Consider the following 25,874-nt stretch of genomic DNA (forward strand, 5'->3'; position numbering starts at 1 on the left):
TTATGAATAAAAGAATCTAAACCTTGATGTTATCCACTGTTTTCAAGGGAAGTTTTCCAAAAAAAAAATCGATAGGGACTCCTATCGATTTAGTGTTCTATTATACTAATAGTGCAGCGATTTCATCAATTTTCTTAGCTCCGAATACCACTTGTTCATCATTGATGATCATGGCCGGCACGCTCATGACTTTATATTTCTTCTTGATTTCCTGGAAATTGCTTATATCGACCATTTCAGCTTCAACGTTAGGGTTTTCAATCGCTATGCGCTGTGCACCCACAACAACATCTGGACAGTAGTGACATGACAATGAAACCATGACCTTAATGTTCGCTTTTTTACTGATTCCCTTGATTGAATTCAATACGGCTGAATCCAATGCTTGACCAGGTCCTGCCAGGTTATAGATGGCCAAAATGAAGGAATTCAACTCATGGCCGCCTGGTACACCGTGGAATTTGACGCCACTGTATACACCATTTGAATTTAAGAGGGCAACGACAGGGAACTTATCCGCATTGATTTTTTCTTCGATTTCCGCATTTTCCCCTTTGTTGTATAATTCAAGATGAAGCTTATCTCCTAATTCCGCAACATCTAACAGGAAGTCTCGCAATTCTATTGATTTTGGCAAACTTTCATCGACAATGGACACCATAGTAACGTCGCTCTCCATCTTACCGAAGATTCCCTTTAATTGGCCACGTAACGCATCACTTAATAAAGCGCTCTTGCCTGCTGGGACAGCTGCCTGTTCTTTTTTCGCCGGTTTTTCAACTTCAGGTTCATCCTTGATTCCCAGGCGATCTTTTTCTTCCTCAATATATTTGCCGGCATCCGTTGCTGCAATCGCTCCATCGGATACAGCTGTGATAATCTGGCGCAAGGATTTTGGCCTTAGGTCGCCCGCCGCATAGACACCATTCACATTAGTCTTCATATCATCATCGGTTAAAATGTAACCAGCATCATCCATTTCGATATGGCCCTTGAATATCTCTGTTTTCGGCTCGTAACCTATGAAAACGAATACGCCAAATGTATTGTCTTCTTCCTTCGCCTTATATTCAAATTCTTCTTTGGTAACGTTATTGATGAAACGTGCACTTTGAATCATCCCGTCTCCATGAACCCCAAGGATTTCCGTATTGAATTTCACTTCAATCTTATCATTTGCCATTACTTTATCAACAATGGACGGGGCACACGAGAAGCTTGATTCACGGGCGATGATTGTGACTTTTGTAGCAAAACGTGTCAGGAATATCGCTTCTTCAGCGGCTGCATATCCTGCCCCGATAACGAAAACTTCCAACCCTTCAAAGAATTCACCATCACATGTTGAACAATAAGCTACACCGCGGCCAGTGAATTCCTCTTCACCTGGAAATCCTAGTGTTCTTGGAGAAGCACCCGTTGCAATGATGACGGCGCGTGCATGGTAGTCCCCGCCAAGGGTTTTAACGACTTTCACCTCACCGGAGAAATCCACACCCGTTACATCAGCTTTGGCGAACTCAACGCCAAAGTCTTCGTTTTGAAGCTTCATTTCTTCAACTAACCTAGGACCCGATATATGACGGATACCAGGATAATTGGCTATTTCCGATGTAGTTGCAGCTTGACCGCCGCCAGTGCCTTTTTCAAGAATTATCGTCTTTAGCTTCGCTCTTCCTGCATAAACACCGGCTGAGAGGCCTGCAGGACCGCCGCCAATAATTAATAAATCATATATTTTTTTCATCTTTTGTGCTCCTTGCTGAATGATTATAACGTGCTAAACTGATTATTTTGAAAAACAAAAGGCACTTATTTTAGGTAAGTGCCTTTTGTCATTGTATCATGTCGGACGATTTGTCCAGTAATCGTAATCAATGCTGGGTATGTCCATTACCTGTAGAAATGGACCCTCCCATTAAAAATTAAAGTTTACCTACAAGGTCTAGGCTTGGTTCAAGAGTATCTTCACCTGGAGTCCATTTTGCAGGGCAAACTTTATCTCCATGTTCCGCTACGAATTGTGCAGCTTGAACTTTTCTTACAAGTTCTTCTGCATTACGGCCAATTCCTAAATCATTGACTTCGTATGCTTTAATTTGTCCTTCTGGATTTACAATGAAAGTTCCACGTAGAGCCAATCCATCTTCTTCAATCAATACACCGAATTGACGGGATAAAACGTTTGCTGGGTCAGCTAACATTGGATATTGGATTTTACCGATTGTATCAGTAGCATCAGCCCATCCTTTGTGGCTGAAATGAGTATCTGTTGAAACTGAGTAAACTTCACAACCAATTTCCTTGAATGTTTCATAGTTATCTTGAAGATCGGCTAATTCAGTTGGACATACGAAAGAGAAGTCAGCTGGGTAGAAAAAGAATACTGCCCATTTCCCTTTAACATCTTCAAGTGTAACTTCTTTGAATTCTCCTGCATGGTAAGCTTGTACTTTAAAATCTTCAACTTGTTTATTGATCAATGACATAATAAATTCCTCCAATAGCTATTTTTTTATCTGCTCCTGTTTATAATAATTATTAAATAGAAACTAGTCAATAAATATACCTTAATAATTTTTAAGTTCACAAATTGGTCACAGTTTTTATATTAATATAAATTAATTATTTTTAAAATCCCATAGCACTTCAAATTAGCTTTTTCAACACATTTCCAATATTATTTCTAGGTTTCAAATAAGACACATGCTTATTATTTCGTGAGATGATTTCCTCTCCTTTTCAATCTAATTATAATATCCAAATGAGAATCATAAGTCGCTTTCTAATAAAATTTTCAGGTCTCCTACATATCTTTCCCATATTTCCCCTAAAAAATTCTTGTTTCAATCAAAAAAAACGAACCTTGACGGCCCGTTCAGTTGTAATTTGTTCTCCAAAGACATTTCTATATTTTATCAGTTATTGCTTTTTCCAAATAAGCTTTTTCGCTTCGGTGAACCTTACGGCTATTTTCGGCCAGTTTACAACGTCCCACCATTTGTCCACATAGCCTGCCCGATTATTTTTATATTGCAGGTAATAAGCATGTTCCCATACATCAAGAACAAGGATTGGGATCGTATCCCACTGGGTCAAAACCATGTGCAATTCCGATTGAAGTATTTCTAGCCGCCGCGCACGCGGAGACCAGACTAATATCGCCCAGCCAACACCTTCTACTTGTTTGGCAGCCTCACTAAAATGACTTTTAAAAGCTGCAAAGCTTCCAAAATCCTTCTCAATCTGTTTAAGTAAATCCCCCCTTGGCTGTCCGCCCCCTCCCGGAATCATCACTTCCCAGAACAGCGTATGGAGATAATGGCCCGATCCATGAAAGGCTGCTTCCTTTTCCCAATGTTTCAACAAGGAAAAATCATTCGTTTCTCTCGCTTTTTTCATCATCAATTCCGCTTTATTCAGACCATCGACATATGCTTGATGATGCTTATCATGGTGCAGATACATGATTTCCCTTGAGATCGTCGGTTCCAACGCTTCATAGGCATAAGGTAACGGCGGTAACGTATGCTTACCAATCGGCACTGGTTGCCTTTCCTGTATATTTAATTCTCTAGCGAGTTCTTCAATTTCCTCGTAGACCCGACCCATCTCTTCTTCAATCAGGACCATATCCTCATAATCCATTTCTTCCTCATCCATATTCTTTGCCAACCCGGAAAGCCGTTCAATATTTGACAGCAACGGCGAATCGGTGATATCGATCTTCTCAAGATATTCCATCACTCCATCAACCCAATCACTTACCTCTTTAGCATAATCTTTTACCTCTGACATCTTGCAACCTCCCCCTATTCCCATACACATAAATCATCAAAGTATTTTATGTATCGATTAAGCGGAGATTCCATTTATAGCTAAAAAAAACAGCTAGGCTTATTGAGCCTAGCTGTTTCATTATCTTGACTGCAACATTTTCGTCCGGTAATCCGTTTCATAAAACTCCAATTCTTCACGCATGGTCTGGAATCCACTTTCCACGGCCTTCAGAATGGATATTATGCTGTCAGGTACACTTTGGTGAAATTTAATCGAGTTTTTTCCTGTATAGGCAGATCTGCTGTCCTCAAACCACCGATCTGATTTTGGGGAAAAGTATTCTTCGATACATTGATGATAAACTCTATAAAGCGTCTTTTCAGCTGCAGCTTTATTGAAAACATCATTTTTCAGAACGATTTGGCAAGCCTCCAAGCCCTCTTCACAACTTACAAGCATTCTTCTTAAACTTGAAAGGATTCCTTTATAATAGGTTTCATCCCCGCTTTTTTCTTCTTGCAGCTTAGAATAGGTCGTCTCATTTATAAATTCTTCCAGTTGAGCCACTGTCGTTTCCAAAAAGCCCTTTACATCCTCAAGCTGAGATTTTACCAATGTATTCCCCAACCGTGAACCCTCCTCAAATTGATCAAGATTGAATATAATAGTCAACATGTGATTCTATATCATATGGTTTAGCTTGGTCAATAGATATAAACACTTTCTCCAATTTTTCAAAATCTATATTTTCGAAATAACCAGCCAGCTCTTTTTCTGCATTTATATATATTCGTTTTCGGTTAACCAGGCCCGGGTCTTTGAGTAGACAGACCATGGCGATGATGTCAGCCATATAAATATCTCTGTTAGGGCTTTTGAATAGGGGGTTGGCGGGATATGGGGTCCAAAGAGTGACCATCTCATCAAAATAGCGAAGATACAGTACATTCAGCGTCTTTTCTTCTCCATCCTTTATGTATTGTATAACGGATCGATTAAAGAAGTCCTCAGGTGAATTTGACTTTTCCTTTTCAAGCCCAAATCCATTGCATGCTACAATTCGCACCCGCAATCCCCCCGCATTCATTTTTTTCTATATTATCACAATTCAAAGAAAAATGTTATTCGATTGTTTGCTGAAATTTTTCAAAAAACAAATCGGCTTCACCACTTTCAAAGCTATCATCCGAATTATCGGCGAGAGGCGGTAATTCATCTATGGAATTCAGGCCGAAGTAATCCAAAAACTCTTTTGTTGTCCCATATAAATAAGCCCGGCCCGAGCCTTCAGCACGTCCGACCTCTTTAATTAAGACTTTGGTGACAAGTGTATGAATGGGGCGTTCCGTTTTCACACCGCGTATTTCATCAATTTCAGCTCTAGTAATCGGCTGCTTATAAGCAATGATTGCGAGTGTTTCCAATGCCGCCTGTGATAAGCCTTGAGTGCTTGATGTTTCGACTAGTCTTTTCAAGTAATCCGAGTGCTCTTTTTTTGTCGTCATTTGATAAACGCCGGCTATTTCGATCACTTGAATCCCGCGTACATCCGATACATATTCTTCCTTTAAACTTTCAACGATGTCCGTTGCTTGATATTCCGTAATTTCCAGGACCGAGGCAATTTGTTTGACAGAGAGCCCTTCATCTCCTGCAGCAAACAATAATGCCTCAAGAATCCCTTTCCAATTAATAACTTCCAACTGGTTCTACACCTTCCTTAGCAGCAATCATGATTTCAGAAAAATTACCTTCTTGTTCAACGATGATTTCATTAAGTTTCATCAGTTCCAGCACCGCCATGAAAGTGATGACGATATGCTCCTTGACCGGGATCGAAAACAGTTCAAAAAAACTTTTCTTCCCTTTAATGTACTGTAACTCCATCTTGATTTCATCCATTCGTTTCTCTATCGATATCTCTTGTTTCGTTACTTTCGTGTAAAGCGGCTTTTGAATTTTTTGCCTTCTCAGCAATTTTTGCAGAGCCCCCAACATATCATATAGACTTATATTCAACTCTTGTTTATCACTTTCCGCTTCTTTAGCATAAACAGATAGATCACTTGGGGGTTTGGTGAACATCAAGCTTCTTTCTTCTTCCATCCCTTTAAATTCTTCGGCTGCATTTTTATACTTTTTATATTCTAATAGTTTTTCCACAAGCTCATCCCGCGGATCTTCCTCAAATATTTCCCCATCTTCATCAATCATTTGCTCATCTTCATGCTTTGGAAGCAGCATTTTACTCTTGATGGCAAGCAGTGTTGCAGCCATCACCAGATATTCGCTGGCCACATCCAATTCCAGATGCTGCATCGTATGGATGTAACCTAGGTATTGATCTGTAATATCAGCCATCGGAATATCGTAGATGTCTATTTCCAGGCGATTGATCAAATGCAGGAGTAAATCCATCGGACCTTCGAAAGCGTCAATTTTTATGTTATAACCCATTAAATTACCTCATTTAAATCTAATTGGCCGATATAGACCTATTTCTTTTACTAATCAAGTATAGTGGATTGCCGCCCTTTATCCAAATAATAATTTACTGTCCATAGAAAAGTTTTTATTTTGGATTACCGTCAAATGGGTCGGTGCCCAATCACATTCTGAAATCCAACATAACCTAGAAATGTAAGAATAGCAGAACAAAGGAGGTACTCATTATGGGTGCAGGTGGTTTTGGAAACGGCGGCGGATTCGCGTTTATTGTAGTATTGTTCATTTTATTAGTTATCGTCGGTGCTTCTTGGTGTTAATGGGAGACTGATGAATCAGCTGATTGCCTTGCAATCAGCTTTCTTTATTTTCCAGGAAAAAATTCTATGCTAAACTTAGTGAGTATACATAGCGGATGTTAAGCTATAAGAAAATGGCTTTTTGCCATACTTAGTTGATTCCATCAAACAAAAGGGGTGCTCCTATTGACTTACGCGGAAGACTACCTTTCTTTCCTTGTCCATTTCCATGGAACGAGGGATTACTTCGAATGTCATGAAATCCTTGAAGAATATTGGAAGGAAACCGCACCAAAAGAGCGTGACTCTCATTGGGTCGGGCTCATTCAGATTGCGGTTGCCCTGTATCATGATCGAAGGGGAAACAAAAAAGGGGCTGCAAGGACCCTGTCTAAAGCCTTGGCAAATCTCCACCTAAAAAAGGCCGAGCTCCTGAAGTTGGGACTCGATCCAGAACGACTGTTCAAATTGCTCGAGGATACACATGAGCGAATGTTATCACAAAAGCCATATAAAAGCATCAATCTGCCAATATCGGATCAAAGACTGATCGAAAAATGCCAATCCATGTGTTTGCAAGAAGGATCCATATGGGGTGCGGATAGCGACATGACCAATACATCGATAGTTGATAAGCACCTAATGCGTGACCGTTCGGATGTCATTTCAGAAAGGGCTCGACAGCTATCCCTTCGAAAAACAAGAATGGAGGACCGCCCTTAAAGGCGATCCTCCATTCAAGCTTTCATATTCAGAAATCTTCACACCTGTCAAGAAAGCTTTCCGTAAACTCATTTGCTTTTAATTCTTTGTCAGGATATTGCTCCTTGATGGCCCTGACCATCGTTTTACCGATACCTTGCTTCCGGAAGGATGGATTTACAGATATATGTTGTATCTCAATGTGGGTTGGAGAGACTTCTATACCGATCAGGCCCGTAATCTCTTCATCTTTCCATAAGAACAGCTGTAAGTTTTCATCCGTTTCATAATTCTTCATCGTATTCCGAAGCGTTTTTATCTCTTTTTCATTTGGCATGAAAGATAATAATCCCATGGCAAACTTCTCATAACTTTTCTTATACTTAATCAACATAATATCCCTCGTTACTAAATAACGTTTTTATTATCTTCCTGTTTCCAATTAATTTGCTTTGAATAATAATCCTCACATATAACATTTACATCATACATAAAAATCCCGTTCGTTTCAACATCACTTTCAGCACTTGATTTATCAATGGGCTATGTGCTAAGCGATAAACAGCCAGTATATGATTCCCCATATCAAAGCGATAATAAGCATCATAAGTAAAAGAGTCTTATTACTTTTCCTCATCCCATACTCCCTTTATGAATGGTCCAAATATTTAAATAACGAATTCATTCTACTATAACTTAACACAATCTGACAAATATCCTTGCAATCTTGCTTCAATTTTACTACATTGGTAAAGTGATCTAGGTTCATAGAGTGCCATCTTTGGTATAAAAGACAAAGATACACCCAACTTCTTCGTTAAAATGAACGTAGCTATTTGGCTATAAATTTTTTTCAGGAATATATGTATCTTTTTTAGCCTTTGTTTCGTCAAATACTATGAATCTGATTTAAAGTGCCGCCCTTTTATTGAAAGATTCCCAATTCAGCAGGAAAGTTAAGGAGGATTATCATGAAAAAAATGAATAAATGGGTCATTGTAACCATTTTATTATGTCTATTATTGCCATATAAGGCTTTTGCAGATGCAGCTGTTGGTGAAATGATCGTCACACTTGGTGAGAATTTGACAAATGAACAAAAAAGTATGATTTTATCAGAAATGAAAGCACCAAATGATGTTGAGGTTTTAACCGTTACAAATGCGGAGGAACATGAATACTTAGGAGACTATATCGCTAGCCGTCTAATCGGTACAAAAGCGATTTCATCCTCTGCGATTACTTTGGAGGAAAAAGGTACCGGTCTTAAACTTGAGTCGAAAAACATTAACTGGGTTTCCGATGAAATGTATATCAATGCACTGGCTACTGCAGGAGTAAAAGATGCTACCGTTTATGTCACCGCACCTATACCCGTTTCCGGTACAGCGGCTTTGACAGGAGTCATTAAAGCCTATGAAATATCTGCCGACAAGAAGATTCCTGAAGATGTGAAACAGGCAGCGAATGAAGAAATGGTGAAAACAGCAAAATTGGGTGACGAAATCGGTACGGAAGAAGCCTCTGCACTTGTTACGAAAATCAAAGAGGAAATGGCTGCAAATCCACCAGCCAATACTGAAGAGGTCCGCGAGGTTGTCGAGTCTTCAGCAAAAGACCTTGGAATCGCCTTAAATGAAGATCAAGTGCAAAGTTTAATTGATTTATTCAATAAGCTAAAAGAATTGAATATTGATTGGAACGCTGTCGGTGATCAGCTGAATGCAGCTAAAGATAAACTTTCCAATTTTCTTGAATCCGAAGAGGGTCAATCATTTCTGGATAAATTGAAAGAAGTGTTCAGTAGTTTAATAGACGCAATCAAATCACTTTTCAGCTGATTTCAAATAAAAAAAGGATGGCCAATGCCATCCTTTCAGACGTAGACAAACTCGATGAAAATCGAGTTTGTCTATTTTTATGCCTGTACAATTTGAGCGTTGAGTTCCACTGCAGGCACTCGCTTTCCGCGGGCGGTCTGGGAAGCCTCCTCGGCGCTATTGCGCCTGCGGGGTCTCCCTTTGACGCGCTTTTCCCGCAGGAGTCTCGTCCCCTTCCGTTCTAATTAATTCCTGAGGTCTTGAAGGTATTGCTATTGGTTAATTGGTTCGGGAACATCATTTGAGCAAAGTTACGTTTTCCAAAGTCCTTATTTACAAACTGAAAGGATGGCCAATGCCATCCTTTTTTCTAATCTTTATTGACGACTGCCGCTTCATGTAGGGCCAAGTCCAAATGGATAAGATCTTCGTAAGTTTCGCGTTTGATGACCAACCGGGCTTCTCCCTTTTCGGCAAACACGACAGCCGGTCTCGGAATGCGATTGTAATTATTCGACATGGAATATCCATATGCCCCTGTACAAAATACAGCCAAGACATCACCGCGGCCGGCTTTCGGCAATGGTAAATCCCAAATCAACATATCTCCGCTTTCACAGCATTTTCCGGCAATGGACACTGTCTCTTCCACAGGGTCGAGCGGCCGGTTTGCAAGAATGGCATCATATTTAGCTTCGTAAAGAGCGGGACGTATATTATCACTCATGCCCCCATCTACGGCAATATATTTACGGACATTAGGAACTTCCTTTTCAGAACCCACCTTGTACAGTGTCACACCGGCGTCTCCGACCAATGAACGGCCAGGTTCGATCCAGATTTCAGGCATCACTAAATCAGAATCAGCAATCAGGTTCTGCACTTCCCTAACGATCTCCTCAACATATTGAGACGCCGGTAGCGGGTCGTCCTCTTGTGTATACCGAATCCCGAATCCCCCGCCGAGATTCAATACCTGTGGTTGAAACCCTACCGAATCGTGCCAATCACTCAGCTTCCCGATAATTTTTTGGGCTGCCAGAAGGAAACCGGTCGTTTGAAAGATTTGGGAACCGATATGGCAGTGTAATCCAAGAACTTCCAGAAAATCACTATGAAGCGCTTGTCGAAGGGCAGCTTCTGCCTGGCCGTTAATAAGATCAAAACCAAATTTCGAATCTTCTTGCCCTGTCAAAATATAATCATGCGTATGGGCTTCAATACCCGGTGTTACACGAAGAAGGATTTTCACCTTTTGTTCACGGTTTGTACAAATTTCTTCCAACAGTGTCAACTCTGAAAAATTATCGACTACTATACAGCCAATGTCATGATCCAAAGCCATATGTAGCTCTTCTTCACTTTTGTTATTTCCATGGAAGTGAATCCGTTCTGTTGGGAAATTTGCCTTAATTGCCGTATATAATTCCCCCGCTGAGACAACATCGAGAGACAGTCCCTCTTGCTCAGCCAACTGGATCATGGCAATCGAAGAGAAGGCCTTACTTGCGTAAGCAACTTGTGCTGAAACCCCCAATTCCTCAAAAGTTCTCTTGAACCCCCTCGCCCGTTCGCGAATTAGCTCTACATCATAAACATATAATGGTGTACCAAATTGTTCGATCAATTCAATCGTGTCCACTCCGCCAATCTCCAGATGTCCACGTTCATTGACACCGCCGGTTCCGTACAAATGCATGATAGCCTCACCTTCCTGACTTAAAACTATTAATAAGAAATGAGGCAGCCTCAAATAAAGAAAACCTGCTGTAAAGGGTCTTCTATATGATCCAGCCTCATCCGAATCAATTATCCCATGTAAATATATTGTTATCTATGACTGCTTAGTAGTTCGAAGGGAAAGACAGATTGGTTTAAACTCCAAAGAGTCATAGTAGCTTTATCTCTTTGTTAAGCCCAACTTTATCGCTTTATCCGAATAAAAATAAATTACCACAACTTTTCGACAACATCAACCTTTAGATTTTCTCGGCTGTCTATATAGATCTTGGGGATGTACAATGCTCGGCCGTTCTATAGTACCAGGATAAGGTCTTCTTAATATTATATGTGACAAGGCCTTCGGCTGAAACGGGAGAAGCGGCCATAAATAAGGTGTATTTAATGTTTTTATACTAGTGAGCATGATCAAATAGAGTGTGATGCCTATGACTAAGCCCGGTACTTTAAATAATGCGACCAAGACTATCAGTGCTAAACGGGTAATTTTATTTGCAACTCCTAGTTCTAAACTCGGAGTGACAAATGTACCTATTGTCGCAACGGAAGCGTAGAGAACCACTTCAGGAACAAATAGGCCAACATCTATCGCTATCTGTCCTATCAAAACTGCCGCAACCAAGCCCATTGCCGTGGAAAGCGGGGTCGGGGTATGAACGGCTGCCATCCTTAAAAATTCTATCCCAATATCGGAAATGAAGATTTGGATCACAATGGGTATATGTGTTTTTTCATTCGGCCCGATAAACTCGAGCTTCTCCGGCAGGAGGGAAGGTTCTAAACAGAACAATAACCATATCGGCAGCAAGAATAACGAAACGAAAATCCCGAGAAAACGGACCCAGCGCACCAAGGTCCCGACGGCAGGCGCCTGCCGATACTCCTCGGCGTGTTGCATGTGATGGAAAAGGGTGGACGGGGTAATGATGACACTCGGTGAGGTATCAACATAAATAAGGACATGGCCCTCAAGCAAATGCGTTGCCGCCACATCAGCCCGTTCCGTATATCTGACAAGCGGGTATGGGTTATACCTTTGCTTTACGATGAACTCTTCGATTGTTTTATCAGACATCGTTATGCCATCAACCTCAATATTATTCAATTCCTTACGAACGATTTCTATTAAATCCGGATCGGCAATATCTTTAATGTAGCCGATGGATATATCCGATTTCGATCGTTCCCCCACATGCAGCATTTCGAAACGTAATCTTTCATCCCGGATTCTTCTTCTGGTTATCGCCGTGTTTATGATGATATTCTCGACAAAACCATCCCTTGATCCACGGACGACTTTTTCGGTATCGGGTTCTACTGGCTGTCTCCCGGGATAACTCCTGACATCCACGACCAGCCCTATTGGTTTACCATCAACAACAACGACGATTAAGCCGGATAATACCTGATCAACAAGCTCATCCATCGTCTTTATTTCCTGAACGGATTGGTGTACGAGCAAGTCTTTGACTACATCAAAAACTTTAGTAGACACGATATCGGCATTTTTGTTATGAATGAGAGAATCGAGGATATCAATGATGTACTCCGTATCCGTCAGCCCGTTTATATAGTAAAGATGTACATCTTTTCTTAAGACCTTTATCTTTCTTACTCCTAAGTCAAAGCTGACGCCTAGACCTACTTTCTCTTCCATGTATGCGTCAACTTCCGCTACCCTACTCGGAATCGGCATCATGTTTTGAGGTTTTTCTGAAGTCACCATGACCACTCCTTTCCAATATGATTTCCACCGCTAGCTTCGTTATCGGTGCTCCTCTTTTAAAATCGTCCTGATGGGACATTTTTCCGATATCCCCTATCCCAACTACTATGGGAACATGTAATTGATCGATGCAATACACCGTATCTCCTGTTATCTTGCCCAGCTCAAATTCCTCGGCGCCGTATTTATCAACCCCGTTCGGTGTCAAATTACCATCACGGTCAATACAGATATCCACCTTGGTCCACTCTTCCCTTCTAGTCTTTGAAGCGACCGCTATCACGCCAAGGACATCAATATCAGGGTGTCCGGCAACTACCTTCATTGCCTGTTCGCCTGATCCTTCTCCTATAAAACCGCTATCATCAAACATGACCAATACAGGATCATACTTCGCCTTTTTTATTAATTCAACTAACTCCAAGCCCGTATATCGTGATGGATTACCTTGGGACATGGAGATACATCTTCCCCCTATTTCCTTGGCTACATGCTCGACAGCCCGTTTTGCATACTCATCTCCATCCGTAATCAATATCACTTTTCGTTTGGTCACCATCTTGGGCCTACCTTTCATCATCAGGAATAGTTACCTCTTACACTTATAAGTCGACAAAATAAATCCATTGGAATAATGATCCGGCTATTTTCCCCAATACGAGTGCCATTAACAAATAAATGATCTTCTCTTGAATTCCGATTCGTTTTGAAAGAACTGGAAATACATTCAGGACTTCAGTTAAGGCAGCCGCAAGCATCCCATTAAATATCCCGTCAGCCAAACCGATCGGAATTAAAAGAAAATGCGGAAGTGAAAGTTCCGTTTCCTGTAATCCTAACCATGTTCCTGCGACAACTCCGGCAATGATGGCTCCTTCATAGTAATGTATCATTTTCATTGTTTTTGTCAGCTGAGTCAGTCTTGGAATCACCCCAAGTACCGTTAAAAACGCTACAAAACCGGCACCTGTTGCAACCCCCCCGGCTAAACCGACAAAGATTCCGAAGATGATTTTACCGGTCATCAAGGTGGCGCACGTTTTCCTTATTTTCATTCATGATTACATAACGGTCCAAATCCTGCTGATAGTTGAACATTTCAACTTCGAGCGGACTAGGTTCCTCATTGAAGCGTTTTTTAAAGAAATGATTAAAAAATAGAATCATGCCCATACCAAGGCCGAAGCTATATGGGATTTGGATCAATAACGGCTTATCTTCCACTTTTCCCGTTATTATAGTAAAGATTTTTTGATGGACTTCCCCCATGCTGACATCCACATGAAAATTCATGATCGTCATCCCGCCGCCGACAAATAACAAAAACCAAACTAAAGCGAATGTCAGGTATGACATTTTCTTTTTCGAGAGGATGACTTCGATGATCGTTTGGGAAGGGCCGAATGTTTCCACTTCAATAGTCGGATCCACCTTGCGGATGGCCATGATAACTTGAGCTAAATCAATGACAATAATATTCTTATCTTCCTTCTTGACCGTTAATAATATGATTTCTTCAATTTTGGTAATCACTTCTTCAGGTCCGATTATCCTTGCAATATCTTTTATCCTCACCGTTTGATTTCCCTTTGCTTGTACACGGTTCCTCATCCTGATATATACAACTGCCATTATCATCACATCCCGACCTTTTATTTCCTTATGCTAGTAGTATGGATTGGAAGCAGTTTGAAAATGCAGGAAGTGAACCATGTCCAAATATTACTAATTTGAAACCAAAAAAAGACACGCTGCAATGACAGCATGTCTTTTTGGTTTACATTCAACTATTAATGAGTGGGGAAGAAAATCAGCTGAACCAAAAATATCAAACCAAAAATATATATGAGCGGATGTACCGATTTTCCTTTTCCGCTGAATACCTTCATTAGGGGATATGTAATGAACCCAATTGCAATCCCTGTAGATATACTTGAAGTAAGCGGCATCGTTAAAATGATCGCAAATGCCGGAAATGCCTCATCAAAAAGTTTCCAATTGACTTTAGCCAGACCTTCCATCATGAAACATCCCACGATGATCAAAACGGGTGCTGTGATTGCCTGAACGGAAGAAATTGCCGATATCAATGGAGAAAAGAAAATCGATACGGCAAACAAGATGGCCACGACAGTAGCGGTCAATCCCGTACGTCCGCCTGCAGCCACTCCCGTACTCGATTCCACATAGGCAGTCGATGGGCTTGTACCAAACATCGAGCCGACTGTAGTCGCAATCGCATCACCTAAAAAGGCTTTCTTTGCACGAGGGATTTTCCCATCCTTCGTTAGTCCTGCCTGTTCTGTCACGCCAATCAAGGTGCCTGTCGTATCGAAGATCGTCACAAGTAAAAAGGCGAAGACAATTGAATATAAAGAATTCGTGAAGACCCCAGCAATATCGATATCGAAAAATACCGGTGTCGGAGGTACAGATAAGACCCCATCGAAGTCGAGCAAACCGATAAAGTAGGCAATGATTGCCGTAACGATCATGCCGATGAAAATGGCCCCTTTTATATTACGGGCCATAAAAATCAAGGTAATGAATAAGCCTGCTAACGCTAAAACGGTTCCTGGCTGATGTAAATCGCCAAGCGTCACCATCGTTGATTCATTTGGCACTATGATTCCAGCATTTTTCAATCCGATAAACGCAATGAATAAACCAATTCCGGATGTAATGCCATATTTTAATGAGTCAGGAATCGCATCAATTATCATTTTACGCAAGCTAGTCACGCTTATTAATAGAAATAGCAAACCAGCAATGAAAACCGTACCGAATACGGTCTGGTATGAAAGGCCCTGTGCCCCCACCACGCTGGCAAAATAAGCATTCAAGCCCATCCCTGGTGCTATCGCTATCGGGTATTTTGCAACGAGCCCCATGATTAGGGTACCAATCACCGCTGATATGACCGTTGCCATGAAAACTTGTTCAAATGGAATTCCGATTGAAGACAATAAAGCCGGATTCACAATGAGGATATAAACCATAGTCAAAAATGTCGTAACACCCGCCATGACTTCTGTACGGACATCCGTCCCATTTTCTTTCAGGGAGAAAAACTTTTCCATAAACATATTTTAGACCTCCAGATCTAAAGGAATCACCGACAACCGTTTGCACGAAAAGACAAGGTGTCCTAATATTGTACTGCATCGACGTTTTTCCTGTTCATTATTCATTGAAAGAAAGATAAAAAAACGAATGAGAAACGCGACCTTTACTATAATATTCGTTTTTATCCCTAAATTCAACTAAAAATTCGGCCCCATCCCTAGTTATTTCATCTTAAATCACTTTTACTTTTTCCTAAAATCAGTATTTATTTTCAGCTCAATAAAAAAACCACATGAATCACTGATTCATGTGGTTTTTCATTTGCTGAAGAATCTTCTTCTCCAGCCTTGATACCTGAACTTGGGAAATACCAAGCCTTGCCGCCACTTCCGATTGCGTCTGATCCTTATAATACCTCAGGAAAACAATCAGCCTTTCACGTTCATTCAATTCATGTATGGCTTCCTTCAAAGCGATTTGATCGAACCAGGATGTTTCATTATGGTCGGCAATCTGGTCAAGAAGAGTAATCGGATCTCCATCATTTTCGTAAACCGTTTCATGGATCGATGAAGGGCTCCTGCTAGCTTCTTGGGCCATGATGATTTCCTCTGGCGAAAGCTCTAGATGTTCCGCCAATTCATTGACAGTCGGAACGCGGCCATACGTCTTTGAAAGTTCCTCTTTGGCCCTGCGAATTTTATTCGCCATTTCCTTTAATGACCGGCTTACTTTAACCGTTCCGTCATCACGGATAAAACGTTGGATTTCACCAATGATCATAGGCACAGCATACGTTGAGAATTTCACTTCAAACGATAAGTCAAATTTATCCACGGACTTCAACAGACCTATACAGCCTATTTGATAAAGGTCATCCGGTTCGTAACCTCGATTGAGGAATCTTTGCACTACTGACCATACAAGCCTCAGATTGCTATTGACAATCAGATTCCTTGCATCTTGGTCACCGCTCTGGCTGCGTTGGATTAAATTCCGCAATTCCTCATCTTTTAAATGGGGCTGGCCTTTCTTGCTCTTCTCGTTTTTAACCTCCACATCCATATGCAAGTCTCCCTTAATTGCACAAAGCTCTGCTTGTAGTTAAGTGCTTTTTTAATCGAATGATCGTGCCTTCGCCCTTATGGGAAATTATATTGATTTCATCCATGAAGTTTTCCATGATTGTGAATCCCATACCGGAACGTTCAAGTTCGGGTTTTGTCGTAAATAACGGCTGTTTAGCCTCCTCGACGTCTTCAATGCCCAGTCCTTCATCCCGGATGGTCAATTCCACAGTATCGTCTTCGATGACCACTGAAATGTAGACCCAACCTTCCGGGTCACTCTCATACCCATGGATGATCGAATTCGTAACGGCTTCTGACACGACAGTCTTGATCTCTGTCAATTCATCCATCGTCGGGTCCAATTGGGCAATGAATGCCGCAACAGTTACCCTGGCAAAAGATTCATTTTGGCTAAGTGCAGAAAATTTCGTTTCCATTTTATTTTTCATATTAGGCAACCCCCAGTCTTTGCAAAGCGTTTTTTTCGGATAGTTCCATTTTAACAATTTTAAACAACCCTGACATCTCAAATAACCGCTTTACTGCTGGAGAAATTGCACAGACCACCATTTCACCTTGCTTTTTGTTTACCTGCTTATAACGGCCCAAAATAACCCCGAGCCCTGAACTGTCCATAAAATCCAATTCTTCCATGTTGAGGATGATATGCTTGATATTATGCTTTTGAATGGCTGCCTCTGCCTGATTTTTTAATTTTTCTGCTGTATGATGATCTAAATCACCTTTGAGACGAATGCACAATACGCGATTTTTCGCCTCCATATTAATCGTAAGACTCATTATATACAGCCTCCTTCACTGTCTTATAAAGAGTCAAATTCTCTTTTTCACCTGCCGATTCCTCCTTACTAGCAAAACTAGTGGAGTTTCGCCTAAATTAGTACGATTAACAGGCAATGCGACAATTTATTCTATTTCGAATGGGTAAACATGCCGAAAGCCCGTTTATACAATTGCCACCAGCTGGCATTATCAACAGTTTCCTTCGCAACAATCGGAGATTCGACATATACCTTACCGTTTTTCTTCAATTCAAGCGTACCAATTTCATCACCTTTTTTAATCGGGGCATCCAAATCTTTATCAAGCGTGATTTTTTTTGTAAAGTCCTTGGCCGTTCCGTTTTTGGCTGTCAAAACTGAAATAGGTTCACTTGTGACGCCCACCACGGTTTTCTTTTGCCCTTTACTTACCTTGGCTTCACCTAACACCTCACCGCGTTTATAAATAGGGTATGTGATGTATTGTGAAAATGCATAATCTAACATCTTGGTAACCTGAGCGTTTCGTTCCTTTGGAGAAACGGCTCCGAAAACGACAGCAATGACACGCATATTCCCTTTTTTGGCAGTCGCTGTCAAACAATATTTCGCTTCATTTGTGAATCCTGTTTTCAGTCCATCGACCCCAGGATAAAATTTCACTAACCTATTTGTGTTGACAAGCCAAAATTTCTTTTCGGTATTTTCACGGAGATAATCTTCATATGTACCCGTGAACCTTGTAATCGTATCGTATTTCAATAATTCCTTCGCCATGATCGACATATCATGTGCTGAACTGTAATGATCTTTAACAGGAAGTCCTGTTGCGTTTTGGAACTTTGTATTTTTCAACCCGAGGTCTTTCGCCTTTTTGTTCATTTCCCTGACAAACTCTTCTTCCGATCCAGCTAGACGTTCAGCCATCGCCACCGATGCATCATTCGCCGAACCAATCGAGATGCCTTTAAGCATTTGTTCCGTGGTCATTTCTTCACCTGGCTCGAGGAAGATCTGGGACCCGCCCATCGACGCTGCATACTCACTAGTCCTGATTTTCTCCTTCATGCTGAGTTCGCCTTTATCGATCGCTTCCATGATCAGCAGCATCGTCATGATTTTCGTCATGCTTGCCGGTGAAAGGCGATCGTCTGCATTTTTATCATAGAGAACAGTACCTGTATCCCGTTCAATCAAAATAGCGGATTTAGCATTTGCCGCCAATTCGACTCCTTTTTCTTCAGCTGCTTTTGTATGCGGGATGTTAAAACCCAATGCTACCAAAACGGTTAAAAATACAGAAAGAATCCGCTTCATCTCCATACCCTCCAATCTTTATATCTTTTATTTTTTCCATTAAACCCATTTTTATACAAATAAAGATGAATTTTGAACATATACTGGATATAGGGTAACAAAGTGAACCAAATTAAAAGAGGATGCGCATGGGCATCCTCTTTTAATAATTCAATGGGATAAACGTAAAAAGGCCGCTCAAAAGCGCGGCCTTTTTTGGGAAATGTTTATTCCATGATCTCTTTATAGATCAATGTAGGTTTTTCTATTTTCTCTTTTGAAATCGCAATGCTTTCATACAATTTTTCTTTCACCTTTGAAACATCTTCGAAATTGCTGTAAATCGTCACAAGTGATTCACCTTTTGCCACGGTTTCCCCGATTTTTTTACGAAGTACCAGTCCGACGGCCAAATCAATCTCTGATTCTTTTGTCGCCCGCCCGGCGCCTAACAGCATGGCTGCCGTTCCTACTTCATCAGCGATGATTTCCGATACATATCCGTCCTCTTTCGCTTCCAGCTCGAAAGTATGAGCAGCCTGCGGTAGTTTTTCCGGCTGATCTACAACCGAACCATCGCCTCCCTGCGCTTCCAGGAAAATCTTGAATGAGTTAAGTGCAGAACCATCCTTGATCGCATTTTCCAGCAAGGTTCTTGCTTCTTCCAGCGAGTTTGCCTTTTTGGCAAGGTATACCATATGGCTTCCCAGTGTTAAAGAAAGTTCCGTTAAATCTTCTGGTCCCTCTCCTTTAAGCGTATCGATGGCTTCTTTCACTTCTAAAGCATTTCCGATTGCGTAACCCAACGGTTGGCTCATATCGGAAATGACAGCCATCGTGTTTCGTCCCACATTGTTTCCGATGCTTACCATTGCATGCGCCAATTCTTCGGAATCTTCGAGAGTTTTCATGAAAGCGCCCGCTCCCGTTTTAACATCAAGTACGATTGCATCAGCACCAGCGGCGATTTTCTTACTCATGATCGAGCCAGCAATCAAACCGATACTGTTAACGGTACCCGTAACATCGCGCAATGCATATAACTTTTTGTCGGCCGGAGTCAGGTTACCGCTTTGCCCAATGACAGCTATCTTATTTTTATTGACAAGTCGGATGAACTCGTCATTTTCTATTTCGACATGAAATCCTTTTACAGACTCCAACTTATCGATCGTCCCGCCTGTATGGCCAAGACCGCGTCCTGACATCTTTGCCACTGGAACACCAACAGCAGCAACCAATGGTCCAAGCACTAGAGTTGTGGTATCACCCACACCGCCTGTTGAATGTTTATCGACCTTAATTCCTTCAATCATCGATAAATCTATTTGATCTCCCGATTCGACCATTGCCATGGTTAGATCAGCACGTTCCTGCTCGTTCATGCCTTTAAAATAAACAGCCATTGACCAAGCGCTCATTTGGTAATCCGGAATCGATCCATCGGTAAACCCATTGATGATGAACTGTATTTCTTCTGTAGTAAGAGCCTTTCCATCACGCTTTTTCTCGATTAAGTCTACCATTCTCATATTGGAATCCCCACTTTTTAAAGACACCGATTTTCTTTAGGTGTACTTGTATTTTTTTGGTTTGTTTTATATGTCTTTAACGATTTGCTTAACAAATTCAAGAAAACTGCTTTTCACTTTTTCAGTCGTTTCAATTACCTCTTCATGTGACAAAGGCTGATCCAGAATGCCCGCGGCCATATTGGTAAGGCATGAGATTCCGAGCACCTTCATTCCGCTATGCCTTGCTACGATAACTTCCGGGACTGTCGACATACCAACTGCATCCCCGCCAAGGATCCTTGCCATTTTCACTTCTGCCGGTGTCTCATAGGTCGGTCCTGTATTACCGATATAGACACCTTCTTTAATATCCAATCCTAGTGAAGCTGCTATTTTTTTTGCTTGCGCCCGAAGGTCTTTAGTATAAGCTTCCGACATATCAGGGAATCTAGGGCCGAAACGCTCTTCATTAGGACCAATCAATGGGTTTACCCCCATTAAATTAATATGATCCGTAATGAGCATCAAGTCACCTGGTTGATAGCTTTCATTAACGCTTCCGGCAGCATTCGTTACGATTAACTGTTCAACACCAAGAAGTTTCATTACACGGACAGGGAAAGTGACCTTCTCCATGGAGTAACCCTCATAAAAGTGGAAACGTCCTTGCATCGCGACAACCTTTTTGCCACTTAATTGTCCAATGACAAGCTGTCCAGCGTGTCCTTCAACAGTCGATACTGGGAATTCCGGGATTTCGTGGTAAGGAATCGTTATCGGATTTTCAATTTCATCCGCCAATACTCCAAGTCCGGAACCAAGAATCAGTCCTATCTCCGGAGAGCCTTCAATTTTACTTTTTATGAATGATGCAGCTGTCTCTATTTTATTAAACATCTATTTATTCTCCCCTAAATTTAGATCGCCCAATATACTTTTTCCGAAGGCAGGCATTTTCACATCAAAATTAGCAGCGACCGTCGCCCCAATATCTGCAAATGTATCTCTTATCGGGAGTTCGGCACCTTCTGTAAATCGTTTGGAATAGACTAACAATGGTACATATTCACGTGTGTGATCAGTTCCTTCATGGACCGGATCATTCCCGTGATCGGCAGTGATGATCAATAAATCATCCTCTTTCAGTTTATCAAGGACTTCAGGCATCCGGGCATCGAATTCTTCCAATGCCTTTCCGTATCCCTCTGGGTCGCGGCGGTGACCGTATAAAGCATCGAAGTCGACTAGATTAAGGAAACTTAACCCTTTGAAATCCTGTTCTACCGTTTGGATTAATTTATCCATTCCATCCATATTGGATACGGTCCTTAATGATTCAGTGACACCTTCCCCATCAAAGATATCCGAGATCTTCCCTATTGCAAGGACATCATATCCAGAATCTTTCAATTCATCCATTACTGTCCGATCGAACGGTTTCAATGCATAATCATGACGGTTAGGCGTTCTTTTGAAGTTGCCTGGTTCACCAGTGAACGGTCTGGCAATAACGCGTCCAACCTTGAACTCATCAGCCATTGTCACTTCACGGGCAATTTCACAAATCTTGTATAATTCGTCTATCGGGACGATATCTTCATGTGCAGCAATCTGTAATACGGAATCAGCTGATGTATATACAATCAGCGCACCCGTTTTCATATGTTCCTCGCCAAGCCTCTCAATGATTTCCGTGCCGCTTGCCGGGACATTCCCAATAATTCCCCGACCCATTTTCGCCTCGAGTTCATTGACTAATAATTCCGGGAAACCATCTGGAAATACACGGAATGGAGTCGATATATTCAATCCCATGATTTCCCAATGTCCAGTCATCGTATCTTTTCCCGTAGAGGCTTCCTTCATTTTCGTATAGTATGCGAGAGGTTGCTGAGCTTTTTCAATTCCCTTGATTTCACGGATATTGCCTAAACCCAATTTTGCGAGAGTCGGCATGTTCAATCCGTTCATTTTTTCTGCGATATGACCGAGTGTATCCGCACCTTTATCGCCGAATAAATCTGCATCAGGTGCTTCGCCAATCCCAACTGAATCCATAACTATTACAAATATTCGTTTAAATGCTGAATTCCCTTTCATGAGTCATTCCTCCTAAAATAGTAAATCACTTTTTATACTCTCTATAATACCCTTATTCTGCTCAGTTACTCTTCATTTAAATGAAATCGCAAGAACGTCAGAAGTCTGACCTCTCTACATTGTAAACGATTACCATGATGGAGACAAATAATATATTTCGGAATGAAACAAAGTGCCATAAGATGTGCGTCAGAATCATCAGCATCCCTTATAGCCGTCTCGCCGACACAGAAAAGGCTGCTCCTTCAACTGCCTTGCAGTTAAATTCACAACCTTTCTATCATTCTATTAATCCTTTAAGCTCGCGGATGGAATTTTGAATAGACATCCTTGATCCGTACGTTCGTAATATGTGTATAAATTTGAGTTGTCGAAATATCCGCATGACCAAGCATTTCTTGGACGGCACGTAAATCAGCCCCATTCATCAATAGATGTGTCGCGAAAGAATGTCTCAGTGTATGTGGTGTAATTTCTTTTTCAATTTGTGCTGATTTTACAAGTTTTTTTAGAATCTTCCAAAATCCCTGCCTTGTCAGCCTGTTTCCATGATGATTCAAAAAAAGTGAATCTGTCCTGTGTTTGGGGCTGGCCATTTTCCCCCGGGAACTTTCCAAATAATGTTCAATCGCACTCAATGCAGTTTGTCCAATCGGAATGATCCTCTCTTTATTTCCTTTCCCTACACAACGGACAAAACCCATCGATGCATGTACATCACTCACATCCATGGATATCAACTCACTGACACGCATACCCGTCGCATACATCAGTTCGAGCATTGCCTTATCGCGTAAGCCGAATTCATCCATTTTCTTCGGGGCTTCCAATAGTGCTTCAACCTCTTCCATGCTTAATACCTTTGGAAGGCTTCGTTCCGGTTTTGGCGTTTCTATATGTATGGACGGATCCTGATTTGTTACTCTTTCCCTTAAAAGAAATTGATGAAAAGACCGAATGGAAGCTATATGACGCGCCACCGTCTTCGATGACTTCCCTTGATCCTTTAACTGCACGAGAAAATGCAGGATGTTCACCCGCCTCGAATCATTCCAATCTTCAATGGTTTCAACATCTTTCAGAAAGCTCCAATATGATCTTAAGTCACGCTCATACGAGACGAGCGTATTCTTGGCAAGTCCTTTTTCAATGGTTAAAAAATGAATGAAATCCCTAATTTGATTCTCCATATTCATTACTCCCCGTTTAAATAAAACAACATTAGGCGTTCAAGCCATGCATCATCACCCGTATCAACAGCCTTCGATACTTTTACAGCCATGCCTTTCGGTTCATCATAACGATGATAACTTTGATATTCCTGATTTAACCATACCATTCCTATATAAAAAAGAACAGTGAAGCTAACAAAGAGAATCATCACTTTAGCCGTGTGCAAAATAAGCGATAATGATGTTTTCATCCTTTCCCCTCCCATTCGACCCTTTGTATCAATCTATGCCCAACAGGACAAGTTTTATACGTATTTCGGAAAGGAGAAAACAAAAACAGCTCTTACTTGAGAAAACCAGCTATTAAAATGCAGAAAACCTTCTCCATTAAATGGAAAAGGTCCGTCTTCATTCACCTTAATTTTCTTCTTTGTCATGACATCGATGACAAATGCCATGAAAGGTTAATCTATGGTCTTTTATCTTGAAGTTCCAGTCGCGTTCCACAATGTCTTCTACGTCTTCAAGTAGGTCTTCCTGGATTTCATCTACCGCACCACATTCCACACAAACAAGATGATGATGGAAATGCGCAGCTCCTTCTTGTCTTAAATCATAACGGGAAACCCCGTCTCCAAAGTTAATTTTATCTACTATTTTCAATTCAGTCAGCAACTCTAGCGTACGGTAAACTGTTGCCAATCCAATTTCCGGCGACTTTTCTTTGACAAGGAGGTAAACGTCTTCTGCGCTTAAATGATCCTCTTCATGCTCAAGTAAAACGCGGACGGTCGCTTCTCGCTGAGGCGTTAATTTGTAGCTGGACGAGTGTAACTGCTTTTTTATCCTATCAATTCTGTTTTCTATTTCCATACCTAATATTCCCTCCCGCGCCGCTATCTTATCCATTATATCAAAAGAGGGAAAACTGTCAAAATAGATTTCTTGTTAATGATAAAAAAATTTGCGGGAACGGTATATTTCCATCAATGACCCAATAAACTTACGACATTTTTCATTAAAGAAGGGGATAGGTACGCTTCAAATGCAGCAGCCGTAATCAAGAATAACCCTGACAAAACCAATGAGAAAATATACCGTGAAATTATCGGCTTCAGCGGCTCACGAATTTGCTTAAGGAAAATCCGGCTGATCATTTTCATGGATAGTGAAACGGCAAGGACGGTTATTACGATGAATATCGGGACGATGAATATATTTTGGGGCAGAATGGCGACAAACGATAATAAGAACCCGCTCCATCCCATTTGATTGACTAAAAAGCCGACCGTGAATCCAACGACCATCCCTTTTATAAATAACAAAACCAGGATGACAGGCAAACCGATGACCGATATTCCGAGAATCCAGATGACCCCGATATATTTTATATTATGCATAATACTTTGGCTGAACATATCATGCGAAGATGCAAATTCACCTTTGGATACTTGTCCGAAAAATTGCGATAAATAATAGAACAAGTCTTCCTTTTGGGTAAAGCTCAAACTATTCACCAATATTGCCCCAAAAATGACACCCATCAAAAAAAGCACAGTGATAAAGACATATAATGAGGAATGTTCGTTAATATGTTTCATTACGGCATTTTGTACGACAGATTTTTTTTTCATCTTTCATCCTCCCAACTCCGCTTACTAGAATCTATGTTTTTACTCTTTCATTTATGCTAAGAAAACTTTCCCCTTCAGCCGCACACAGTGAACCTAATTTATGTTATAATTTTCCACATTAATGAGATGGAGGCAGGATATGAAAGCTATATTAATGGATTTTCCCGAAAGAATTGAAACCCCTCGATTATATCTAAGACCTTGTCAGCCTGGCGATGGCCTGGACCTTTACGAAGCCATTGTCCATTCTAAACCTGAATTGAAACAGTGGCTGCAGTTTGCCCATCAAGATGTTTCTTTGGAAACTTCTGAACAGAACGTCCTTAAGGCCTTTGCGGACTTTATTTTAAAAGAGGATATCAGACTCCATATTTATAGGAAAGAAGACGATCAATTCATCGGCTCCACTGGTCTGCACCGAATCAACTGGGATATTCCTAAATTCGAAATTGGCTATTGGATTGATACGAGATTCAGTAAACTGGGCTACATAACGGAGACAGTGGAAAAGTTAACTAAATTCGCCTTTTACCATTACGGTGCAAAACGGGTCGAAATCCGCTGTGACCCTAATAATATTGCCAGCAAACGGATTCCCGAGAAGCTGGGGTTCACCCTTGAAGGAATTTTGCGTAATGACTGCCTTAGTGCAGACGGCATGGAAGTGCGGGACACCTCCATTTATGCAAAAACAACAAATTAAAAAAGTCCTGACAGATCTCATCTGT

29 protein-coding genes are annotated in these 25,874 nt (G+C 41.1%); 4 read left to right on the top strand and 25 right to left on the bottom strand.

All coding sequences use genetic code 11. The annotated features are described in order from the left end of the window. Window positions 1-100: 100 nt before the first annotated feature. The 7 genes from OTG27_RS05360 to OTG27_RS05390 form a co-directional block, all read right to left on the bottom strand. Window positions 101-1,747 carry an FAD-dependent oxidoreductase gene (locus tag OTG27_RS05360; protein WP_106026853.1) on the bottom strand — a complete coding sequence of 549 codons (1,647 nt, stop codon included), beginning with the start codon at window positions 1,745-1,747 and terminating at the stop codon, window positions 101-103. A gap of 178 nt (window positions 1,748-1,925) precedes the next feature. Beyond that, window positions 1,926-2,489 carry an alkyl hydroperoxide reductase subunit C gene (gene ahpC / locus OTG27_RS05365; protein WP_034308115.1) on the bottom strand — a complete coding sequence of 188 codons (564 nt, stop codon included), beginning with the start codon at window positions 2,487-2,489 and terminating at the stop codon, window positions 1,926-1,928. 433 nt (window positions 2,490-2,922) lie between these two features. Then, complete coding sequence (locus tag OTG27_RS05370; protein WP_268936415.1) at window positions 2,923-3,798, bottom strand: superoxide dismutase; 876 nt, start codon at window positions 3,796-3,798, stop codon at window positions 2,923-2,925. Window positions 3,799-3,918: 120 nt separating this feature from the next. Further along, on the bottom strand, window positions 3,919-4,407 hold the full coding sequence (locus tag OTG27_RS05375) for a YpuI family protein (RefSeq protein ID WP_034308117.1): 489 nt from the start codon (window positions 4,405-4,407) through the stop codon (window positions 3,919-3,921). A 22-nt stretch (window positions 4,408-4,429) separates the two neighbouring features. Continuing rightward, window positions 4,430-4,846 (bottom strand): hypothetical protein, encoded by a 417-nt coding sequence (locus OTG27_RS05380; protein WP_034308118.1) that lies wholly within the window; start codon window positions 4,844-4,846, stop codon window positions 4,430-4,432. A 55-nt stretch (window positions 4,847-4,901) separates the two neighbouring features. Continuing rightward, window positions 4,902-5,483, bottom strand: a complete 582-nt coding sequence (scpB, locus tag OTG27_RS05385; protein WP_034308120.1) for an SMC-Scp complex subunit ScpB — start codon at window positions 5,481-5,483, stop codon at window positions 4,902-4,904. Beyond that, window positions 5,470-6,237, bottom strand: a complete 768-nt coding sequence (locus OTG27_RS05390) for a segregation/condensation protein A (RefSeq protein WP_268936416.1) — start codon at window positions 6,235-6,237, stop codon at window positions 5,470-5,472. The genes scpB and OTG27_RS05390 overlap by 14 nt, the downstream gene beginning before the upstream one ends. A gap of 215 nt (window positions 6,238-6,452) precedes the next feature. On the opposite strand from OTG27_RS05390, the gene OTG27_RS05395 reads away from it, so the two are divergent. Together OTG27_RS05395 and OTG27_RS05400 are read left to right on the top strand one after the other, a co-directional pair. Beyond that, window positions 6,453-6,545 (top strand): YjcZ family sporulation protein, encoded by a 93-nt coding sequence (locus OTG27_RS05395; RefSeq protein WP_072273196.1) that lies wholly within the window; start codon window positions 6,453-6,455, stop codon window positions 6,543-6,545. Between the two features lie 165 nt (window positions 6,546-6,710). Further along, a complete protein-coding gene (locus tag OTG27_RS05400; protein ID WP_268936417.1) occupies window positions 6,711-7,247 on the top strand; it encodes a DUF309 domain-containing protein in 537 nt (178 codons plus the stop codon). A gap of 28 nt (window positions 7,248-7,275) precedes the next feature. On the opposite strand, the gene OTG27_RS05405 is transcribed toward OTG27_RS05400, so the two are convergent. Continuing rightward, a complete protein-coding gene (locus OTG27_RS05405; protein WP_034308124.1) occupies window positions 7,276-7,620 on the bottom strand; it encodes a GNAT family N-acetyltransferase in 345 nt (114 codons plus the stop codon). Window positions 7,621-8,206: 586 nt separating this feature from the next. Between OTG27_RS05405 and OTG27_RS05410 the strand changes: the two genes are divergently transcribed. After that, the gene (locus OTG27_RS05410) at window positions 8,207-9,067 is read left to right on the top strand and encodes a DUF1002 domain-containing protein (RefSeq protein ID WP_374941241.1); all 861 of its coding nucleotides are present in this window, start codon (window positions 8,207-8,209) and stop codon (window positions 9,065-9,067) included. Window positions 9,068-9,416: 349 nt separating this feature from the next. Here OTG27_RS05410 and lysA read toward each other — a convergent pair whose 3' ends face one another. The 17 genes from lysA to spoIIM form a co-directional block, all read right to left on the bottom strand. Then, on the bottom strand, window positions 9,417-10,745 hold the full coding sequence (gene lysA, locus OTG27_RS05415) for a diaminopimelate decarboxylase (protein ID WP_268936419.1): 1,329 nt from the start codon (window positions 10,743-10,745) through the stop codon (window positions 9,417-9,419). A 273-nt stretch (window positions 10,746-11,018) separates the two neighbouring features. Beyond that, entirely contained in the window at window positions 11,019-12,485 is a 1,467-nt protein-coding gene (locus tag OTG27_RS05420) for a spore germination protein (RefSeq protein ID WP_268936439.1), read from the bottom strand. Beyond that, on the bottom strand, window positions 12,466-13,071 hold the full coding sequence (spoVAEA, locus tag OTG27_RS05425) for a stage V sporulation protein SpoVABEA (RefSeq protein ID WP_063577676.1): 606 nt from the start codon (window positions 13,069-13,071) through the stop codon (window positions 12,466-12,468). The genes OTG27_RS05420 and spoVAEA overlap by 20 nt, the downstream gene beginning before the upstream one ends. A 43-nt stretch (window positions 13,072-13,114) precedes the next feature. Further along, window positions 13,115-13,537 (bottom strand): stage V sporulation protein AB, encoded by a 423-nt coding sequence (locus OTG27_RS05430; RefSeq protein WP_057278874.1) that lies wholly within the window; start codon window positions 13,535-13,537, stop codon window positions 13,115-13,117. Continuing rightward, window positions 13,527-14,144 (bottom strand): stage V sporulation protein AA, encoded by a 618-nt coding sequence (locus OTG27_RS05435; RefSeq protein ID WP_063590672.1) that lies wholly within the window; start codon window positions 14,142-14,144, stop codon window positions 13,527-13,529. Before OTG27_RS05435 ends, OTG27_RS05430 begins: the two co-directional genes overlap by 11 nt. A gap of 158 nt (window positions 14,145-14,302) precedes the next feature. Continuing rightward, the gene (locus tag OTG27_RS05440; RefSeq protein WP_098866121.1) at window positions 14,303-15,592 is read right to left on the bottom strand and encodes an NCS2 family permease; all 1,290 of its coding nucleotides are present in this window, start codon (window positions 15,590-15,592) and stop codon (window positions 14,303-14,305) included. Between the two features lie 283 nt (window positions 15,593-15,875). Further along, a complete protein-coding gene (sigF, locus tag OTG27_RS05445) occupies window positions 15,876-16,643 on the bottom strand; it encodes an RNA polymerase sporulation sigma factor SigF (protein WP_034308137.1) in 768 nt (255 codons plus the stop codon). Between the two features lie 13 nt (window positions 16,644-16,656). Then, window positions 16,657-17,097 carry an anti-sigma F factor gene (gene spoIIAB / locus OTG27_RS05450; protein ID WP_098370829.1) on the bottom strand — a complete coding sequence of 147 codons (441 nt, stop codon included), beginning with the start codon at window positions 17,095-17,097 and terminating at the stop codon, window positions 16,657-16,659. A gap of 1 nt (window position 17,098) precedes the next feature. Beyond that, window positions 17,099-17,449 carry an anti-sigma F factor antagonist gene (gene spoIIAA / locus OTG27_RS05455; protein WP_034308142.1) on the bottom strand — a complete coding sequence of 117 codons (351 nt, stop codon included), beginning with the start codon at window positions 17,447-17,449 and terminating at the stop codon, window positions 17,099-17,101. A gap of 131 nt (window positions 17,450-17,580) precedes the next feature. Beyond that, on the bottom strand, window positions 17,581-18,747 hold the full coding sequence (locus tag OTG27_RS05460) for a D-alanyl-D-alanine carboxypeptidase family protein (RefSeq protein ID WP_063575718.1): 1,167 nt from the start codon (window positions 18,745-18,747) through the stop codon (window positions 17,581-17,583). A 206-nt stretch (window positions 18,748-18,953) separates the two neighbouring features. Then, window positions 18,954-20,258, bottom strand: a complete 1,305-nt coding sequence (locus OTG27_RS05465) for a pyrimidine-nucleoside phosphorylase (protein ID WP_057278759.1) — start codon at window positions 20,256-20,258, stop codon at window positions 18,954-18,956. A gap of 66 nt (window positions 20,259-20,324) precedes the next feature. Beyond that, window positions 20,325-21,137 (bottom strand): purine-nucleoside phosphorylase, encoded by an 813-nt coding sequence (locus OTG27_RS05470; protein WP_268936420.1) that lies wholly within the window; start codon window positions 21,135-21,137, stop codon window positions 20,325-20,327. Continuing rightward, a complete protein-coding gene (deoB, locus tag OTG27_RS05475; RefSeq protein ID WP_063575716.1) occupies window positions 21,138-22,340 on the bottom strand; it encodes a phosphopentomutase in 1,203 nt (400 codons plus the stop codon). A 296-nt stretch (window positions 22,341-22,636) separates the two neighbouring features. After that, window positions 22,637-23,530 carry a site-specific tyrosine recombinase XerD gene (xerD, locus tag OTG27_RS05480; protein ID WP_268936421.1) on the bottom strand — a complete coding sequence of 298 codons (894 nt, stop codon included), beginning with the start codon at window positions 23,528-23,530 and terminating at the stop codon, window positions 22,637-22,639. Between the two features lie 5 nt (window positions 23,531-23,535). Beyond that, window positions 23,536-23,763 (bottom strand): YqzK family protein, encoded by a 228-nt coding sequence (locus tag OTG27_RS05485; RefSeq protein WP_034308153.1) that lies wholly within the window; start codon window positions 23,761-23,763, stop codon window positions 23,536-23,538. A 166-nt stretch (window positions 23,764-23,929) separates the two neighbouring features. Then, entirely contained in the window at window positions 23,930-24,379 is a 450-nt protein-coding gene (gene fur / locus OTG27_RS05490; protein WP_034311309.1) for a ferric iron uptake transcriptional regulator, read from the bottom strand. A gap of 119 nt (window positions 24,380-24,498) precedes the next feature. Further along, window positions 24,499-25,146, bottom strand: a complete 648-nt coding sequence (spoIIM, locus tag OTG27_RS05495) for a stage II sporulation protein M (RefSeq protein WP_057278761.1) — start codon at window positions 25,144-25,146, stop codon at window positions 24,499-24,501. Window positions 25,147-25,285: 139 nt separating this feature from the next. On the opposite strand from spoIIM, the gene OTG27_RS05500 reads away from it, so the two are divergent. Beyond that, window positions 25,286-25,849 carry a GNAT family N-acetyltransferase gene (locus tag OTG27_RS05500; RefSeq protein ID WP_268936422.1) on the top strand — a complete coding sequence of 188 codons (564 nt, stop codon included), beginning with the start codon at window positions 25,286-25,288 and terminating at the stop codon, window positions 25,847-25,849. Window positions 25,850-25,874: the final 25 nt, after the last annotated feature.

Origin of the sequence: Peribacillus sp. AS_2 (genome assembly GCF_026891895.1) — a bacterium.
Taxonomy (GTDB): Bacteria; Bacillota; Bacilli; order Bacillales; family DSM-1321; genus Peribacillus; species Peribacillus frigoritolerans.